Source organism: Aerococcus urinaehominis (assembly GCF_001543245.1).
In the GTDB taxonomy this organism is placed as follows: Bacteria; Bacillota; Bacilli; order Lactobacillales; family Aerococcaceae; genus Aerococcus; species Aerococcus urinaehominis.
This window is the reverse complement of record NZ_CP014163.1, coordinates 629,687-648,760: the sequence shown is the minus strand read 5'-3', so window position 1 is coordinate 648,760 and position 19,074 is coordinate 629,687. Positions and strand designations below refer to the sequence as shown.

Below are 19,074 nucleotides of genomic sequence, written 5' to 3'. Positions count from 1 at the left end.
GTACGAGTTATCCTGTTTAAACCATTGTCTTGGATACTAGCTTGGTATAAAAAATACTATTTTGTACACTATAAATTTTTGTGTTAGTGAAATTTGATAAGAGAATAGTTGGTGAACAACTAACTTGGTAATGTTTGTTGTTATCTAGGTTATTTAATTAGTGTTTTGCCACTAAGTTATTTATTTTAAAAGAAATAAACCAAAAAAGTTCTAGTAATATGGGGATAATCTTAATTTTATTAAAATATATATTGAAATTGTTCTTTAATGCATGGTTTTAAGGTATACTAGCCGAGAATGAATTTTTTGTATAAAACCCAACTAGAGGAATAAATAAAGGAGTATTTTTTATGCTAGGTAAAAATAATATAAAAGCTCGTCAAGAAAAAATGGGCAATAAAGTGTTCAAGTATGCAATTAAGCGCCTTAGTGTCGGGGTGGCATCTGTAGCTGTCTCGGCAGGTATTTACTTTAACAGCAGTGCGGCGGCCCTATCAGCTAATGAAATAGCTGGTGATAGTCAGGTAGAGGATGCGGAAGTAACGACAACTGAAAGTGCTGGTAGTTCAGATTTAGGTAACATTGAAAATGAAACAGAGGGCACTCCAGCGGAACTTGATCGTATGAGTGAGCAAGGCGTAACTGCTCCAAATACTGAGGAAAACGAAAATACTGAACCTGGTAAAACTGAACTAGATCGTGTAGAAAATCCAAGTGAACTTGAGAAAAAACAAGAAGCTCAATCTTCAGAAGTAGTTGAATCAAATGAAGAAGTTGCTAAGCCTACTGAGAAAAAAGAGTTAGATGAAAAACTTCCACAAGTTGATACTGATAGCTCTATTAGACCTAAAGTTTCAAATACTAGTCCACAATCCCAGAAAGAGACTAGGACAGAGCTAACCGGTGTTGAAGAGGGAAGAGATAGTGAGTTTGAGGACTTTTCAAATCGTGTCTTAGCAGCTGATGATCCTAAAGCAGTTATTCAAGCAGAGCTTGAGAAGGTCTACAATCCTCAAGATGCTGCTGGTATTGCTAACCTAATTTCATTAGACCAGATTACTTCTATTGAGAGTTTGCGCACAGAAATTGCTAAAGCAGGACTTACTTATGCAGAAAGTCGCCAAAGAGCGCAAGTGTTTGCAGTCATGCCTAGAAGTGGACATCCAAGTGGCGTATCAACAGGAAGAAATATCTCCAATCAAGTGACGATTAATGCATCTAATCCAACTTTTGGTAATAATTCTGCCTCATTAGTAACACCATCTTCAATTAACTTTGGATTTACTGCAATTATACCTGCAGATGCCAAAGCGGGTGACTATTTTGAAGTTGCTTATTCTCCAAATATTGCGCACAGCCAGGTCAATCCGACAGATAGAACCAATAATGGGGCACCAATTGTTAATCCTGATACCAATGAAGTAGTAGCATATATCAGTGATGACGCCGAAAATAATACGATTCGTTATACCTTGACAAACTATGTGGAGAATCATTCTGGCGTTAAAGTTACACAGTTATATTCTCACTCAGTAAATCCAAAATCTACGAACTATAACAATAACAATGAGGCTTTCACCTATCAAATTGGCGATCAAATTTATAGCAGTAGTAGTCCCCTTCAACATAACCATTACGACTCAAATAGAATGATTAGTGCACTTTATGAGGAAGTAATTGACGATGCTATTGATAAAAATACGGGGACCTTTACCCAATATTTTATAGTAAATCCAGAAAGTAAGAGGCTTTACGGAGCTAATTTTGTTGCGAATGATGTAACCAATCAAGGTTCAGTTATTGAAATTGATGAAAATTCTGAAATTACCGTGTGGAAAGCACCAAAAGGAGCTCAGATGCCAGATTCAGTGGTAGCTGATTATGACTCAATGTCTGGTTTCCAAAGAGTTAATGTAACAAAAGTTAATCGGGAACAAGACGAAGGCAAAAATGGTGTCACCTCATTCTTTGGTTTTAATGAATCCTACCCAGCTGATGTGCGTATTACTCTCCCTTCAACGATTGACTCGCCATACGTTATCAGAGTAAAAGGGAAGACAGATAAAACTAAATCAAATGATCCTAATGTAAATAAATTTATTTCTCAGGGGCAGTTATGGTATAGAGAGTCACCGAATGGCCCAGAAAAGAATGCAAAAAAAGCGAATGGTATCGGTACACAGAGTGGATCAGTAGGTACCTCAGCTGAGAAGAATTATAAAATCGGTAATTTGGTATGGCATGATAAAAATAAAGATGGCATTCAAAATAATTCGGAACTTGGAATTCCTAACGTGCGTGTCAACCTCAAAGATGTCGATGGGAAAATCCTTGAAACAACAACTACCGATGCAAAAGGACATTATGAATTCACACGATTGACACCGGGGAATTATGTTGTAGATTACGAAATTCCTCAGGCGACTGGCAATTATACTTGGATACCAACAGCACCAGTTCAAGGTGCTAATAGAGCCACTGACTCAAATCCATCGCCTCAATCTATTTCATTAAGAAATGACGATGAAACCATTGACTTTGGTCTTTATCAAGAAGCTGAAAAAATTTATGAAATGACTGTTGAAGATGCAAGCTTCAAGACGCAATTCCGTCATAATAACAATTTACAACCTGGCCAAATTCAAAAGGTTCAAGAAGGTCGGGATGAGCGCGTTCGGGTATTGTACCGTCACGTAGACCCTGATACAATTCCAAACTTCACGCCAGCAAACTTTGTGCAAATGCGGGGACAATATTGGGAAGAAGTGTCTCGTGAAGTTATTCAAGAAGCTCAAGACGAGATTTTTGAGTATAACTTTGAGACTATTACCGAAACACGTACTAATCCAGATGGTAGTGTAACTATTGTTTATAGTACTGGTCGTGAAGTTCACATTCCGGCAGCTAAACCAGCAGAACCAGCCCAACCCCTACAGCCTAAAGAGCCGATTGTTGAAACAGAGCGAGTAACAGATGCTCATCCGGACACAGGTGAGCAAGTTAGAGGAACACGCGTTACAATCCGCATCTTCAACCCGAATACAGATAAATTTGAAAAAGAAGAGGTCCGCTTTATTCCTGATGGAAAAGACGGTCAAGATGGTGCTAAGGGTGAAAAAGGTGATAAGGGTGAAGATGGCAAATCTTCTCAAGTCGTAGTAGAACCTGGCACTAACGAAGCCGGCGACAAAGGCCAATGGATTAAGACTTATTTCGATAAGAACGGTGATGGTCAGTTTACTGAAGATGAGCTGGTTTCAAGAGAATTCGTTCGTGATGGTAAAGACGGTAAGGATGGCTTAACGCCACAAGCTAGTGTTAAAGACAACGGTAACGGTACCCACACCGTAACTGTTCGTACCCCACAACGTGACCCACAAACTGGCGAAGTAACTTACACTGAAACCACAACTACTATTAAAGATGGTGAAGACGGTAAGTCACCTAAGGCAGAAGTTAAAGATAACGGCGATGGTACGCACACGATTACCATTACTAACCCAGATGGCACTAAGAGTGAGACTGTTGTACGTAACGGTGAAAAGGGCGAAAAAGGTGACAAGGGTGAAAATGGTACCGACGGTAAGGATGGTTTAACACCACAAGTTACTGTTAAAGACAATGGTGACGGCACCCATACCGTAACTGTTCGTACCCCACAACGCGATCCACAAACTGGCGAAGTGACTTACGCTGAAACAACTACGGTTATTAAGGATGGTAAAGACGGTAAGGATGGTTTAACGCCTCAAGCTACTGTTAAAGACAATGGTGATGGCACTCATACTGTAACCGTTCGTACCCCACAACGTGATCCACAAACTGGCGAAGTAACTTACACTGAGACTACAACTACCATCAAAGATGGTGAAGACGGTAAGTCACCTAAGGCTGAAGTTAAAGACAACGGCGATGGTACGCATACGATTACCATTACTAACCCAGACGGCACCAAGACTGAGACTGTTGTACGTAACGGCGAAAAAGGTGACAAGGGTGAAAATGGTACCGACGGTAAGGATGGTTTAACGCCACAAGTTACTGTTAAAGACAACGGTGACGGCACTCATACTGTAACCGTTCGTACCCCACAACGTGACCCACAAACTGGCGAAGTGACTTACACTGAGACGACTACAGTTATTAAGGATGGTAAAGACGGTAAGGATGGTTTAACGCCTCAAGCTACTGTTAAAGACAATGGTGATGGCACTCATACTGTAACCGTTCGTACGCCACAACGCGATCCACAAACTGGCGAAGTGACTTACTCCGAAACAACTACAGTTATTAAGGATGGTGAAGACGGTAAGTCACCTAAGGCTGAAGTTAAAGACAACGGCGATGGTACGCACACGATTACCATTACTAACCCAGATGGCACCAAGACTGAGACTGTGGTACGTAATGGTGAAAAAGGCGACAAAGGTGACAAGGGTGAAAATGGTACCGACGGTAAAGATGGTTTAACGCCACAAGTTACTGTTAAAGACAACGGTGACGGCACCCATACCGTAACTGTTCGTACGCCACAACGTGATTCACAAACTGGTGAGGTCACTTACACTGAAACCACAACTACTATTAAAGATGGTGAAGACGGCAAGTCACCTAAGGCTGAAGTTAAAGATAACGGCGATGGTACGCACACCATTACCATTACTAACCCAGACGGCACCAAGACTGAAACTGTTGTACGTAATGGTGAAAAAGGCGAAAAAGGTGACAAGGGTGAAAATGGTACCGACGGTAAAGATGGTTTAACGCCACAAGTTACTGTTAAAGACAACGGTGACGGCACCCATACCGTAACTGTTCGTACGCCACAACGCGATCCACAAACTGGCGAAGTAACTTACACTGAAACCACAACTACTATTAAAGATGGTGAAGACGGCAAGTCACCTAAAGCTGAAGTTAAAGATAACGGCGATGGTACGCACACCATTACCATTACTAACCCAGACGGCACCAAGACTGAAACTGTTGTACGTAATGGTGAAAAAGGCGAAAAAGGCGACAAGGGTGAAAAGGGTACCGACGGTAAAGACGGTAAGGATGGTTTAACGCCGCAAGTTACTGTTAAAGACAACGGTGACGGTACCCACACCGTAACTGTTCGTACGCCACAACGCGATCCACAAACTGGCGAAGTAACTTACACTGAAACCACAACTACTATTAAAGATGGTGAAGACGGTAAGTCACCTAAGGCCGAAGTTAAAGATAACGGCGATGGTACGCATACGATTACCATTACTAACCCAGACGGCACTAAGACTGAGACTGTTGTACGCAACGGTGAAAAAGGTGACAAGGGTGAAAATGGTACCGACGGTAAAGATGGTAAGGATGGCTTAACCCCACAAGTTACTGTTAAAGATAACGGTGATGGCACCCATACCATAACTGTTCGTACGCCACAACGCGATCCACAAACTGGTGAGGTCACTTACACTGAAACCACAACTACTATTAAAGATGGTGAAGATGGTAAGTCACCTAAGGCCGAAGTTAAAGATAACGGCGATGGTACGCACACCATTACCATTACTAACCCAGATGGCACCAAGACTGAGACCGTTGTACGTAACGGTGAAAAAGGTGAAAAAGGTGACAAGGGTGAAGACGGTAAGGATGGCTTAACGCCACAAGTTACTGTTAAAGATAACGGTGATGGCACCCATACCGTAACTGTTCGTACGCCACAGCGTGATCCACAAACTGGCGAAGTGACTTACACTGAAACGACTACAGTTATTAAGGATGGTAAAGACGGTAAGTCACCTAAAGCTGAAGTTAAAGATAACGGCGATGGTACGCACACGATTACCATTACTAACCCAGATGGCACTAAGAGTGAGACTGTTGTACGTAACGGTGAAAAGGGCGAAAAAGGTGACAAGGGTGAAAATGGTACCGACGGTAAGGATGGTTTAACACCACAAGTTACTGTTAAAGACAATGGTGACGGCACCCATACCGTAACTGTTCGTACCCCACAACGCGATCCACAAACTGGCGAAGTGACTTACGCTGAAACAACTACGGTTATTAAGGATGGTAAAGACGGTAAGGATGGTTTAACGCCTCAAGCTACTGTTAAAGACAATGGTGATGGCACTCATACTGTAACCGTTCGTACCCCACAACGTGATCCACAAACTGGCGAAGTAACTTACACTGAGACTACAACTACCATCAAAGATGGTGAAGACGGTAAGTCACCTAAGGCTGAAGTTAAAGACAACGGCGATGGTACGCATACGATTACCATTACTAACCCAGACGGCACCAAGACTGAGACTGTTGTACGTAACGGCGAAAAAGGTGACAAGGGTGAAAATGGTACCGACGGTAAGGATGGTTTAACGCCACAAGTTACTGTTAAAGACAACGGTGACGGCACTCATACTGTAACCGTTCGTACCCCACAACGTGACCCACAAACTGGCGAAGTGACTTACACTGAGACGACTACAGTTATTAAGGATGGTAAAGACGGTAAGGATGGTTTAACGCCTCAAGCTACTGTTAAAGACAATGGTGATGGCACTCATACTGTAACCGTTCGTACGCCACAACGCGATCCACAAACTGGCGAAGTGACTTACTCCGAAACAACTACAGTTATTAAGGATGGTGAAGACGGTAAGTCACCTAAGGCTGAAGTTAAAGACAACGGCGATGGTACGCACACGATTACCATTACTAACCCAGATGGCACCAAGACTGAGACTGTGGTACGTAATGGTGAAAAAGGCGACAAAGGTGACAAGGGTGAAAATGGTACCGACGGTAAAGATGGTTTAACGCCACAAGTTACTGTTAAAGACAACGGTGACGGCACCCATACCGTAACTGTTCGTACGCCACAACGTGATTCACAAACTGGTGAGGTCACTTACACTGAAACCACAACTACTATTAAAGATGGTGAAGACGGCAAGTCACCTAAGGCTGAAGTTAAAGATAACGGCGATGGTACGCACACCATTACCATTACTAACCCAGACGGCACCAAGACTGAAACTGTTGTACGTAATGGTGAAAAAGGCGAAAAAGGTGACAAGGGTGAAAATGGTACCGACGGTAAAGATGGTTTAACGCCACAAGTTACTGTTAAAGACAACGGTGACGGCACCCATACCGTAACTGTTCGTACGCCACAACGCGATCCACAAACTGGCGAAGTAACTTACACTGAAACCACAACTACTATTAAAGATGGTGAAGACGGCAAGTCACCTAAAGCTGAAGTTAAAGATAACGGCGATGGTACGCACACCATTACCATTACTAACCCAGACGGCACCAAGACTGAAACTGTTGTACGTAATGGTGAAAAAGGCGAAAAAGGCGACAAGGGTGAAAAGGGTACCGACGGTAAAGACGGTAAGGATGGTTTAACGCCGCAAGTTACTGTTAAAGACAACGGTGACGGTACCCACACCGTAACTGTTCGTACGCCACAACGCGATCCACAAACTGGCGAAGTAACTTACACTGAAACCACAACTACTATTAAAGATGGTGAAGACGGTAAGTCACCTAAGGCCGAAGTTAAAGATAACGGCGATGGTACGCATACGATTACCATTACTAACCCAGACGGCACTAAGACTGAGACTGTTGTACGCAACGGTGAAAAAGGTGACAAGGGTGAAAATGGTACCGACGGTAAAGATGGTAAGGATGGCTTAACCCCACAAGTTACTGTTAAAGATAACGGTGATGGCACCCATACCATAACTGTTCGTACGCCACAACGCGATCCACAAACTGGTGAGGTCACTTACACTGAAACCACAACTACTATTAAAGATGGTGAAGATGGTAAGTCACCTAAGGCCGAAGTTAAAGATAACGGCGATGGTACGCACACCATTACCATTACTAACCCAGATGGCACCAAGACTGAGACCGTTGTACGTAACGGTGAAAAAGGTGAAAAAGGTGACAAGGGTGAAGACGGTAAGGATGGCTTAACGCCACAAGTTACTGTTAAAGATAACGGTGATGGCACCCATACCGTAACTGTTCGTACGCCACAGCGTGATCCACAAACTGGCGAAGTGACTTACACTGAAACGACTACAGTTATTAAGGATGGTAAAGACGGTAAGTCACCTAAAGCTGAAGTTAAAGATAACGGCGATGGTACGCACACCATTACCATTACTAACCCAGACGGCACCAAGACTGAGACTGTTGTACGTAACGGTGAAAAGGGTGACAAGGGTGAAGACGGTAAGGATGGCTTAACGCCACAAGCTACTGTTAAAGACAACGGTGATGGCACTCATACCGTAACCGTTCGTACCCCACAACGCGATTCACAAACCGGTGAGGTTACTTACACTGAAACCACAACTATCATTAAAGATGGTGAAGATGGTAAGTCACCTAAGGCCGAAGTTAAAGACAATGGCGATGGTACGCACACCATAACCATTACTAACCCAGACGGCACTAAGACTGAGACTGTTGTACGTAACGGTGAAAAAGGTGACAAGGGTGAAAATGGTACCGACGGTAAAGACGGTAAGGATGGTTTAACGCCACAAGTTACTGTTAAAGACAATGGTAACGGTACCCATACCGTAACTGTTCGTACGCCACAACGCGATCCACAAACTGGCGAAGTAACTTACACTGAAACCACAACTATCATTAAAGATGGTGAAGACGGTAAGTCTCCTAAGGCTGAAGTTAAGGACAACGGCGATGGTACGCACACGATTACCATTACTAACCCAGATGGTACTAAGAGTGAGACCGTAGTACGTAATGGTGAAAATGGTACCGACGGTAAAGACGGTAAGGATGGCTTAACGCCGCAAGTTACTGTTAAAGACAATGGTGACGGCACCCATACCGTAACTGTTCGTACGCCACAACGCAATCCACAAACCGGTGAGGTTACTTACACTGAAACCACAACTATCATTAAAGATGGTGAAAATGGTAAGTCTCCTAAGGCTGAAGTTAAGGACAACGGCGATGGTACGCACACGATTACCATTACTAACCCAGACGGCACTAAGACTGAGACCGTTGTCCGTAACGGTCAAAAAGGTGACAAGGGCGAAGATGGTAAAGATGGCAAATCAGTAACTGTTGAAACTGAACCAGGTAATTTCCAAGGGAAAACTGGTGTTTGGGTGATTGTTCGTGACCGTGAAACTGGTAAAGAATTAGACCGTGACTTTGTAGCTAATGGACAAGACGGTAAAGATGGTCAAGATGGTAAATCTCCAGAGATTACCACTAAGGCAATTACTGATTCTAATGGTAAGGAACTTGGATACAAGATTACTATTACTCATCCTGATGGTCGCGTAGAGGAACGAATTATTAATCACGGACGTGATGGTAAGGATGGCAAAGATGGTCAAGATGGTAAATCTATTATTGCCACAGTTGAACGTGGTGACCATGATGGTAAATCCGGTACTTGGTTGATTATCCGTGATCGGGATACACTTCAAGAAATTGATCGTGAATTTATTGCTGATGGTGAGGACGGCAAGACACCGACAATCTCTTCCCGTGATACCGAAACTGGTGTAGAAATTACCATTAATAATCCAGATGGTACATCACATACACACCTTATCCGTGATGGTCGTGACGGTAAAGATGGTCGGGATGGTCAATCAATTACTGCCACAACTGAACCAGGTAACTTCAATGGTCAAAGTGGTGTTTGGATTATTATTCGTGATCGTGCGACTGGCCAAGAATTAGATCGTGACTTTGTCGCTGATGGCAAAGATGGTCAAGATGGAAAAGACGGCAAGTCAGCAACAATTACGACAGAATCTGTTATTGACCGTGATGGTAATGAAATTGGTGTCATTGTTCGCATCACTCATCCGGACGGTAGAACAGAAACGCGCACTATTTATCATGGTCGTGACGGTAAGGATGGCCGAGATGGTAAAGATGGCGAAACGCCACAAGTCCGTACCGAGCCAGGCAAAGATAACCAAGGTAATACTGGTCACTGGTTAATCATTACCCGTCCAAATGGCGATGAAATCGTTCGCGAGTTCATCCGTGACGGTAAAGATGGTAAGGACGGCAAAGACGGTAAAGATGGTGTCGACGGTAAAACACCATCTGTCAAAGTCGAACCAGGTAAGAACGAAAAAGGTGAAAGTGGCCAATGGATTATCATCTATGATGGTGATGGCAATGAAGTTTCTCGTGAATTCGTCCGCGATGGTAAAGACGGAGAAGATGGCCGTTCACCAAGTATTGAGACCGTACCAGGTAAAAATGACAAAGGTGAAACTGGCCTTTGGGTAATTGTCAAAGACCCAGATGGCAATGAATCGAGTCGTCATTTTGTCCGCGATGGTAAAGATGGCCGCGGTATTAAGAAGATTTATACGACTGATGGTCAATTAACGATTTTTTATACAGATAATACGACTGTAACGATTGAAATTCCTTGCTGCAATCCATGTGAGCCAGGTAAACCGGGCGAACCAGGCAAACCAGGAGAACCAGGAGAACCAGGTAAACCGGGCGAACCAGGAGAACCAGGTAAACCGGGCGAACCAGGTAAACCAGGCAAACCAGGAGAACCAGGCAAACCAGGCGAACCAGGTAAACCGGGCGAACCAGGAAAACCAGGCAAACCAGGAAAACCGGGCGAACCAGGAGAACCAGGTAAACCGGGCGAACCAGGCAAGCCAGAAGAGCCAGGTAAACCGGAACAACCAGGTAAGCCAGAAGAGCCAGGCGAACCAGGTAAACCAGGCGAACCAGGCAAACCGGAAGAACCAGGCAAGCCAGGAGAGCCAGGTAAACCAGGCGAACCGGGCGAACCAGGAGAACCAGGTAAACCGGGCGAACCAGGCAAACCGGGAGAACCGGGTAAACCAGGAGAACCAGGCGACACAGGCAAACCGGATCAACCAGGTAAGCCAAAAGAAACTGGTAATAAAACTAATCAAAGTGAGCTGCCTAATACTGGCGCCGCAGCTGGTTTAGGCACTGTAGGTGTCACTTTGATTGGTATCGGCTCAGTATTTGCCTTTGCTGGTAAAAAACGCAAAGAGGACTAATCCTAAAAGGTAACCTCCTAGCATAAGAACAAACAGCCATATCCACACACCCACACATGGCTTGTTGAGCCCCCGCCAAATTGGCGGGGGTTTTTTTGTGTATACTCTGAGCTGAAATTTTTTGTTAACATGTTATAATGAAATGAACATATCAGAAGGAGTTGGATGGCATGACCAAAGCTGCCTTGCTAATGAATCCTGCTTCCGGACAATCGGATGCAGAAACTTACAAAGACCAATTAAACCATGTTTTATCATCTCAATATGACCAATTTGATATTATTGAAACCGACCCTGACCAAGCAATTGAAGACCAAACCAGTCAACTAGCTGATGCAGGTTATGAGGCCATTTACCTCATGGGGGGCGATGGCACCATTAATGGGGGGATTGCCGGTATTTCAGACCGTCCTAAGTCTGACCGACCTAAAATTGGTGTCATTCCCCAGGGGACAGTTAATAACTTTGCCCGCATGTTGGGCATGTCGACCAATGTTAACGAGGCCATTGACCAGCTAAAGGCCACCCATACAGACTACTTGGACCTAGGCCAAATTAATGACCAGTATTTTGTGTCCTCGGTATCAGCCGGGGCGATTCCGGAAACGGTCCAAGACGTTGATGATGACGAAAAAGAAAAACTCGGCCCCCTAGCCTACATTATTGAAGGGGTTAAAGCCCTGGGGTCAGAGGAAACCTACCAATTTAATTTTGACCTGGATGGTGAACAAACCAGCTACGATTTGTCTATGTTGGTGGTTGGCCTGGGTAACTCCATGCTGGGGATTGAAAACTTTTTTGCTGACCAAAGCCTACAAGATGGGACCCTGGCCTTGATGGGGCTCAAGGAGACCTCGGTCTTGGAAAAAATTTCGGTTATTCCTGACCTCTTTAAAGAGGAGGCTGATTATAGTCAGTTTTTAGTCGTTAAGACCTTTGAGGCCGGGACAATTGATATCGTCAGTGACCAGGCCCACCCTACCACTGTTGACGGTGACCAGGGACCTGACTTCCCCATTAAATTGGCTTGTTTACCTAAACATATTGAATTTATCCTGCCCGACCAGGCAGCCCAAGGAGTGTCGTAGATGCGCGTAATCGCTGGAGAACATGGGGGCCGTCGCTTACAGGCGGTTCCTGGAAAAAATACCCGACCCACAACGGATAAGAACAAGGAATCCTTATTTAATATTATCGGTCCTTATTTTGCTGGCGGGATAGCCCTAGATTTATTTGCCGGTTCTGGTGCTTTAGGCATTGAGGCCTTGTCGAGGGGCTGTGACCAAGCCTATTTTATGGACCGCAACCGGTCAGCCATCCAAACTATCAAGCAGAATATAGAAAGTTTACGATTAAGCGACCAGGCCCAGGTTTATCCGGGTGAGGGTTTTAAGAATTTGACGCGGATAAGAAGTGCCCAGCCTGATCTACAATTTGACCTGGTCTTTTTGGATCCGCCTTACCATGAGCAAAAGCTGCTGGCAAATCTGGAAACACTCCTAGCTGACCACTGGCTAGCTGACCAAGCGGTGGTGGTCTGTGAAATGGAAGAACACGACCAAATGCCAGACCAGGTGGGCGCTTTGACCTGCATCAAAAATGTAGTGTATGGATTGACTCGTTTTGTGATTTATGAAAAGGAGGCCTAGATTATGATTGAGAGAAAGGCCTTGTATGCCGGCAGTTTCGATCCCCTAACCAAGGGGCATGTGGATATGATTGAGCGCGCCAGTGGCATGTATGACCAGGTTTACGTTGCTATCGGGACGAATATTTCTAAAAACAGCCTTTTTACGGCTGAGGAGAAATTAGACCTGACCAAGCAAAGTCTTGTCCATATGGAAAATGTGATGGTCATGCTATTAGAAGAGGGGCTGACCGTTGATCTAGCCCGCCGCTTAGGGGTGACGGCGATGATTCGCGGCCTGCGTAATACTACGGACTTTGAATATGAGATGAATATTGCCCTGATGAACAAGCTCCAGGCCCCAGATATTGAGACGGTTCTCTTACTTTCTGATGAGCGTTATCGCTTTGTTTCTTCCTCCATTATTAAGGAGGTTGCCCAGTTTGGCGGCGACGTCTCAGCCCTGGTACCTGATTTAGTCAACCAGGCTATCCAAGAAAAATATAAACAAAAGGAAAAATAAAGCAAAAAATCCGTATCTATTACTGAGGTGATAGATATGGATTTTTTTAATCGGATAAAAAATGATTGGCAGTCACTGACTATTGGTCAATTTTTATCCTTGTATAAAGGTTTAGTGGGGGCAGTTGCTAGTTTTTTGTTTATATTATGCTTGTTAGTGTCTGTGCTGCTGGGCTGGTCCAGGCCTGCTAGCGACCAAGCTGGCAGTCTTCAGCTAGCGGATACAGCCAGCCAGTCCAGCCAGGTTTTAACCAGTTCAGCCAGTTCAGCTGACCAAAATCAAGATGGTGGCAGTCCTGACCAGGCTGATTTGCAGTCGGCTGCGTCCCAGCCTGCCGATTCAGCTCTCAGCTATGTGGATGTGAAGGGGGCGGTCAAAGCGCCTGGCATCTACCGGGTTGAAGCGGGTATGCGGGTCCAGGATGCGGTAGATTTAGCGGGTGGCTTGACCGAACAGGCGGACAGCCAGCGGGTTAATTTAGCCCAATTATTAACGGACCAGATGGTGGTTTTTATCCCCAGCCAGGGCCAAGAGGAAGTGCCAGCGATGATGACAGTCACTAATGATCCTAGTAGTCCGGGTGGCCAAGCGGCGACTGTTGGTGGCTCAGGCCCTAGCCAGACAAACTTGATTAATATCAATACGGCTGATGCCAGCCAGCTCCAGGAGATTTCCGGTATCGGCGAGAAGAAGGCTGCCGATATTATTGCCCACCGCGAGACCAAGGGGGCCTTTCAAAGTGTTGATGACCTGACCCAGGTTTCCGGCATTGGAGAAAAGACCCTGGCTAAAATTCGTGACCAGGTAACTGTCCAATGAGAGGCTACTATTTTTGTTTGGCCAGCATTGTACTAGCAGCAACAATCATCTTGGTATTTATTCCTGCTTGGTGGTCCCTCTTGCTATTTGTGCTTTGCCTAGGGCGGCTCTTAGTCGGCCAGACTAGATTTAGTAAATTGATAATCGTCCTGGTTGTGGGCCTAGTGGTCAGCTACCTAGGACTCGTTAAGGCTAGTGGCCACAGCCAGCTGACTGGTCAGGAAGACCAGCTTCTTTTACAGGTTAAGCGGACGGATATAGCTATTTCTGGTGACTTGGCCAAGTTCAGCGCCCAAGTTAGTCTCGCAAATGGTCAGCGTGAACAGGTCCAGGTCTTTTATTGGTTAAAAAATGAGGCTGACCGCGACCAGCTAGCCCGCCTCAAGGGACCTGTTACCATGCAGGTAAAAGCCAAATTAGAGTCCCCCAGTCCCGCCCGTAACCGGGGGGCTTTTGACTACCGCAAGTACCTAAAAGGCCACGGCATCCATTGGCTGGTAACGATTCAGCAAATTGAAGGCTTGACTGACCAAAAGGGCTTTTTGGCCTGGTGGGACTGCCTGCTTTTTCGCTTGCTTATTTGGCTAGAAAGCCTGGCCCAGCCGCGGCTGAGGGCTTATTTACTGGCCCTCTTTTTTAACCGCAGCCACCAGCTAGACGCTGAGGCCCTGGCTGCCTACCAGGCGGTGGGCCTGATTCATCTCTTTTCAATCTCCGGTTTTCACCTGAATTATTTTCTTAAATCTAGCCAACATTGCTTGCTACGGCTAGGATTTTTAAAAGAGCATAGTCAAATGCTGGTCTTTATCCTTTTGTTGATTTACGCCAGTCTCCTGGGCTGGCCCTACGGCATGGTCCGGGCGGTGGTTGCCTATACTTTCCGCCAGTTCTGCTTGTGGAAAAATTGGCCCCCTGACAGCCTCAGTGGCTCTTGCCTCAGTTTCATATTGATTTTATTGGTCCGTCCCCTGGCCCTATTTAGTTTAGGCTTCCAGCTGACCTATGCTCTAACAGCAGCCATTATTTTTCTGGGCCCCCGGGTCAAGGCAACTTGGTCAAGGCCGGTGGTGCAGGAGCTGGTCCTGTCTTTTATTTGCTGTTTGACCACCATTCCTTTTTTGGTCCATCATTTTCATCGCTTTTCTTGGGCCAGTTTAATCCTCAATTACTTCTTCTCCTGGGCCTTTGCCAATCTCGTTTTCCCCGCCCTCTTGTTGGTAGTCTGCTTACATGGTCTGGGCCTGGCCAACCAGCTAATTTGGCTGCAGGAGTTAATGGCCGGCTGCCTGGGTATTTTAGAAAGTATCAGCCAATTTAACCACCACTGGCAGATGCTTAATTGGACCATTGGCCTGGTGCCGGCTTGGGTCTTGGCTGGTTTTACGGTTATTCTCTTATACTTGGCTCGCCACTTTGACCAGGACGGCCACCTGACCAGGGGCCAGTTGGGGTTACTTTTTGTGAGTTTGATTTTACTATACAACCAAGCCTATCTGGATCCCTATGGCCGCCTGGCTATGCTGGATATTGGTCAGGGGGACACAATATATCTTGAGTTACCGTACCAAAGGGCGACTTACCTGGTCGATGTGGCTGAGCAGCCCACCTTTCCCAAACCAGCTTGGGCCCAGCGCCCGCGCCAGAGTCTGGTCAGCCGGCAAATTTTACCGGCCTTGCAAGCTGAGGGGGTTCGCCATCTGGACGGGGTTTTTATCAGCCATGGGGACTTTGACCATATGGGGGGCTTAAATGAATTACTTAGCCAGGTTAAGGTAAAAATCCTTTATTTACCCATTGGTATGCAGGATGACCAAGAGGCCCTAGCTAGTATCGCAAGTGGACTAGCTAGCAGTTTAAATCCGCGTATCCAAGTGATTTGGTTGCAGGCAGGTGACCAGGTGTACCTAGGAGCGGGCTACCAGGCCCAGGTCCTGGCCCCTAGCCAAGTTGGCCAGGGGGAAAACAAGGACTCCTTGGTTTTATATACCAAGTTGGGGCCAGCTAGCGTCTTATTAACGGGTGACGTTGAGGGCCAGGCTGAGCATGATGTGTACCACTTGCTAGCTGACCAAGGCTTGCCAGTCGATATTTTAAAGGTGGCCCACCACGGCTCAGACAATTCCAGCCCCAGTCAAGGACTAGACTTGATTAAACCCAAAACTGCCTGGATTTCAGCCGGTCTAAACAACCGCTACGGCCACCCCCATGACCGAGTGATTAGTGACTTGGAAAATTTGGGGGCAGAGATTTACCGGACCGACCAGGATGGGGCGGTCCACTATCGTTTTCGGCCCAGGTCAGGTATAATTGACAGGATGATTAATGAGGAGGGGTCTTGATGGATTTTAAAACAAGCATGGCACAAGTAGCGGCTGGCCAGATTGCGCCGGTTTATACCTTAGTGGGTCAGGAGCGGTATTTGCGTGACCGCTTTGAAGACCAGCTTATGGACCAAGTCCTAAAAGGCCAGGTCAATGATTTTAACCTGACCCGATTAGATATGGAGGAAGTTCCCCTGGCTGATGCCATGATTGAAGCCAATACCGTTTCCTTTTTCCCTGAGCCCCGGATTGTTTGGCTCAATAATTGCTACTTTTTGACAGGGGAAAAAGTAAAGGGGGGACCCGACCACCAAGTAGACGGGCTCTTAGCCTATTTGGACCAGCCTGCCCCTGATGTAGTTCTAGTCCTTAGCGCCCCTTATGAAAAACTGGACCAACGTAAAAAAATCACCAAGGCCCTAAAGCAACAAGCCCAGATGGTCGACCTGGGCCTGGTGCCAGCTAAGCAAGTACCAGCCTATATTCAGCAAGTGGCTAAGCAAGCAGGTTGGCAGATTAGCCAACCGGCCTTAAAAGACCTCTTAGACCGGACCCGCTATCAGCTGAGCCTGGCCCTCAGCGAGCTAGACAAGTTGGCCCTCTATGTCGGTCCCGGTCAAGAAATTGACCAGACTGCCGTTGACCAACTTGTGGCCACAGCCAACCTGGATACTGATATCTTTAAGTTGATTGATTTTATTATGCAGGGGCAACCGACCCAGGCCCTTAATCTCTACCGTGACCTGATCGCCCGTAAGGAGACCGCACTGGGTATTCTGGCCTTACTTGAGAGTAACTTCCGCCTTTATTGCCAGGTCAGCCAGCTACAAAGTCTGGGCTATGACCAGGGGACCATGGCTAAAACCATTGGCGGCCACCCCTACCGGATTAAAATGGCCAGCCAGCAAATCCGCGCCTATCCCAAAGAAGGCCTGATGCGGGCCTATATGCAGCTGATTGAATTGGACTACCGGATTAAAAAGGGTCGGGTAGGCGACCATTTGGGGATTGAGTGGTTTATATTGAAGTTTTGTAGTATGTCGCGTTAAGCATAAGATTAAAAATTGAGGTTATTTAGATATAAATGAACATACTGATAAAAGATAAATTTAAGTACAAAAAAACAGACCGCTTAAGGAGGCCTGTTTTTTGTTATGTATTACGCATTTGCTTTTTTAGCTAGACGTGATTTATCACGAGCAGCCTTGTTAGCGTGGATTAAGTTTTTAGAAGCAGCTTGGTCGATTAACTTGTTAGCGTGAACTAAAAGTTCTTGTGCGTTATCAGCACCTTCTGAGACTGCTTGTTCGTAGCGTTTGATTGCTGTACGCATTTCATTCTTTTTAGCATGGTTTTGCGCTGACACTTTGTCGTTTTGACGTGCGCGTTTAATAGCTGATGCAATATTTGCCATTGAAAGACACCTACCTTTTTTGATTTTTGTGAACGAGTCACTAACAGGAAATATTATACAGAAATCTTGTATATAATGCAAGTAAATATCGTGAGTAAAATACCTTAGTTAATAACTTCTTCATATAGCAAACGGCTAACTATAGCGCGATAAGCTAGGAGTTTTTGGATAATGAGCTGCGTAGGGATTAAGGTAGCAGCCACGGTGGAGACGGTCGTATTTCTTTAGAGCGGACTGGATATTATAATTTGATAGGATCCCATTAGTAAAATGCTTGAAATGTTTCATATTAATTGGCTGGCGGTAATGGATGAGAGCGTACTCCACAAGCATTCGCTTGGTTAGCTCAGCTTTAGACTCTCGGCCCCCACATGTACATATAAAAGATTGATAACAGTTTTTTAACTCAAAACTTTGGCAAGCCTGGCAATAAATCCCGGTTTTAATAGGGTAGTCTGGGGCCAGCTGGTATAGAAAACTAGTAGATAATTCACTGATGCTAGCTTGGCGAAGCGCTTGGATTAGCTGATGATCATTAGTGTTTGGTGTACTAATCTGGAGTACCCAATTAATAATATCGACTTGACTCATAATTTCATATTGATTGTTACCATCAGTATCGCACTGACTATCTTGACTCATATAGGCTAAGATACCAGTAATTTTTATAGCCAATTAAGCGCTGTAAGATTTTAATCGATCTATTTAATTGGCTAAAAGGGTTGTAAGTTAGCAGCTGGCCAGCAGACCACCACTGCCCATTACGGTATTCATGATTGCGATGATAATTTTTAGCTTCGATGACATAAATGTGTTCCTGACTGACTACTATAGCATCAATTTGTGTTACTTGTTCATCTAGGCGAAACCACAAATCTGTCAGGACTTGACTTGCGCTAATGTGCTGAGCTAAACATTGATATAGCATTTCCTCACCTAAAGCGCCACTGCGTAAATTCATGAACTTTCTTTTTTGTTCTTCACTTAAGCCTTGTCTGATATAGCAGGCCTCGTACCAATTTAAAATTAATGACATAAGATTACCTCCCTATATATTAATACGTATAATAGGTCGCTAATCTGCTTTATTAATATCCTGATTTTAGAATAATATGCTGGATAGTTTTGGAATGTGCTTCAAACTCAACTAAAAAGTAAATTAGCAGAGAATGAGCTTGAGAGTTCATCGACTCCGTACTTCAAACTTATCTAAAAAGGAAGTTAGCGTAGAATGAGCTAGGGAGCGGATTATGCCCGGATTAAGTCCATATAATTGTGTAAAAAGAAAAACC

General features: G+C 45.1%; 10 protein-coding genes and 2 pseudogenes. 9 read left to right on the top strand and 3 right to left on the bottom strand.

What is annotated here, in order from left to right:
- Positions 1-350 precede the first annotated feature (350 nt).
- The 9 genes and pseudogenes from AWM75_RS08985 to holA all read left to right on the top strand — a co-directional run.
- Positions 351-440 (top strand): annotated as a pseudogene (locus AWM75_RS08985) (hypothetical protein); the annotation flags it as partial.
- Positions 441-3,305: 2,865 nt separating this feature from the next.
- A pseudogene (locus tag AWM75_RS08980) lies at positions 3,306-9,107 on the top strand (collagen-flanked surface repeat-containing protein); the annotation flags it as partial.
- Between the two features lie 57 nt (positions 9,108-9,164).
- Positions 9,165-11,078 (top strand): collagen-flanked surface repeat-containing protein, encoded by a 1,914-nt coding sequence (locus tag AWM75_RS08975; protein WP_470207138.1) that lies wholly within the window; start codon positions 9,165-9,167, stop codon positions 11,076-11,078.
- Between the two features lie 170 nt (positions 11,079-11,248).
- Positions 11,249-12,166: a diacylglycerol/lipid kinase family protein gene (locus AWM75_RS02860; protein ID WP_067977990.1), complete on the top strand. Its 918-nt coding sequence runs from the start codon at positions 11,249-11,251 to the stop codon at positions 12,164-12,166.
- Positions 12,167-12,727 carry a 16S rRNA (guanine(966)-N(2))-methyltransferase RsmD gene (gene rsmD, locus AWM75_RS02855; protein ID WP_067977987.1) on the top strand — a complete coding sequence of 187 codons (561 nt, stop codon included), beginning with the start codon at positions 12,167-12,169 and terminating at the stop codon, positions 12,725-12,727.
- Between the two features lie 3 nt (positions 12,728-12,730).
- Positions 12,731-13,228: a pantetheine-phosphate adenylyltransferase gene (gene coaD / locus AWM75_RS02850; protein WP_200778333.1), complete on the top strand. Its 498-nt coding sequence runs from the start codon at positions 12,731-12,733 to the stop codon at positions 13,226-13,228.
- Positions 13,229-13,264: 36 nt separating this feature from the next.
- Positions 13,265-14,047, top strand: coding sequence for a helix-hairpin-helix domain-containing protein (locus tag AWM75_RS02845; RefSeq protein ID WP_067977985.1), 783 nt, complete (start codon positions 13,265-13,267; stop codon positions 14,045-14,047).
- Positions 14,044-16,386, top strand: a complete 2,343-nt coding sequence (locus AWM75_RS02840) for a DNA internalization-related competence protein ComEC/Rec2 (RefSeq protein ID WP_067977983.1) — start codon at positions 14,044-14,046, stop codon at positions 16,384-16,386. Before AWM75_RS02845 ends, AWM75_RS02840 begins: the two co-directional genes overlap by 4 nt.
- Complete coding sequence (gene holA / locus AWM75_RS02835; RefSeq protein WP_067977981.1) at positions 16,386-17,417, top strand: DNA polymerase III subunit delta; 1,032 nt, start codon at positions 16,386-16,388, stop codon at positions 17,415-17,417. Before AWM75_RS02840 ends, holA begins: the two co-directional genes overlap by 1 nt.
- A gap of 110 nt (positions 17,418-17,527) precedes the next feature.
- Here holA and rpsT read toward each other — a convergent pair whose 3' ends face one another.
- From rpsT to AWM75_RS02820, 3 genes are all read right to left on the bottom strand, one after another.
- The gene (gene rpsT, locus AWM75_RS02830; RefSeq protein WP_067977979.1) at positions 17,528-17,782 is read right to left on the bottom strand and encodes a 30S ribosomal protein S20; all 255 of its coding nucleotides are present in this window, start codon (positions 17,780-17,782) and stop codon (positions 17,528-17,530) included.
- A 135-nt stretch (positions 17,783-17,917) separates the two neighbouring features.
- Positions 17,918-18,424: a hypothetical protein gene (locus AWM75_RS02825; protein ID WP_067977977.1), complete on the bottom strand. Its 507-nt coding sequence runs from the start codon at positions 18,422-18,424 to the stop codon at positions 17,918-17,920.
- Entirely contained in the window at positions 18,411-18,818 is a 408-nt protein-coding gene (locus tag AWM75_RS02820) for a nuclease-related domain-containing protein (protein ID WP_067977975.1), read from the bottom strand. Before AWM75_RS02820 ends, AWM75_RS02825 begins: the two co-directional genes overlap by 14 nt.
- Positions 18,819-19,074: the final 256 nt, after the last annotated feature.

Coding starts and splice junctions, on each gene's coding strand:
- rsmD (WP_067977987.1), top strand. CDS start 12,167: ATGCGCGTAATCGCTGGAGAACATGGGGGCCGTCGCTTACAGGCGGTT.
- rpsT (WP_067977979.1), bottom strand. CDS start 17,782: ATGGCAAATATTGCATCAGCTATTAAACGCGCACGTCAAAACGACAAA.
- AWM75_RS02840 (WP_067977983.1), top strand. CDS start 14,044: ATGAGAGGCTACTATTTTTGTTTGGCCAGCATTGTACTAGCAGCAACA.
- holA (WP_067977981.1), top strand. CDS start 16,386: ATGGATTTTAAAACAAGCATGGCACAAGTAGCGGCTGGCCAGATTGCG.
- AWM75_RS02860 (WP_067977990.1), top strand. CDS start 11,249: ATGACCAAAGCTGCCTTGCTAATGAATCCTGCTTCCGGACAATCGGAT.
- AWM75_RS02820 (WP_067977975.1), bottom strand. CDS start 18,818: ATGTCATTAATTTTAAATTGGTACGAGGCCTGCTATATCAGACAAGGC.
- AWM75_RS02825 (WP_067977977.1), bottom strand. CDS start 18,424: ATGAGTCAAGATAGTCAGTGCGATACTGATGGTAACAATCAATATGAA.
- coaD (WP_200778333.1), top strand. CDS start 12,731: ATGATTGAGAGAAAGGCCTTGTATGCCGGCAGTTTCGATCCCCTAACC.
- AWM75_RS02845 (WP_067977985.1), top strand. CDS start 13,265: ATGGATTTTTTTAATCGGATAAAAAATGATTGGCAGTCACTGACTATT.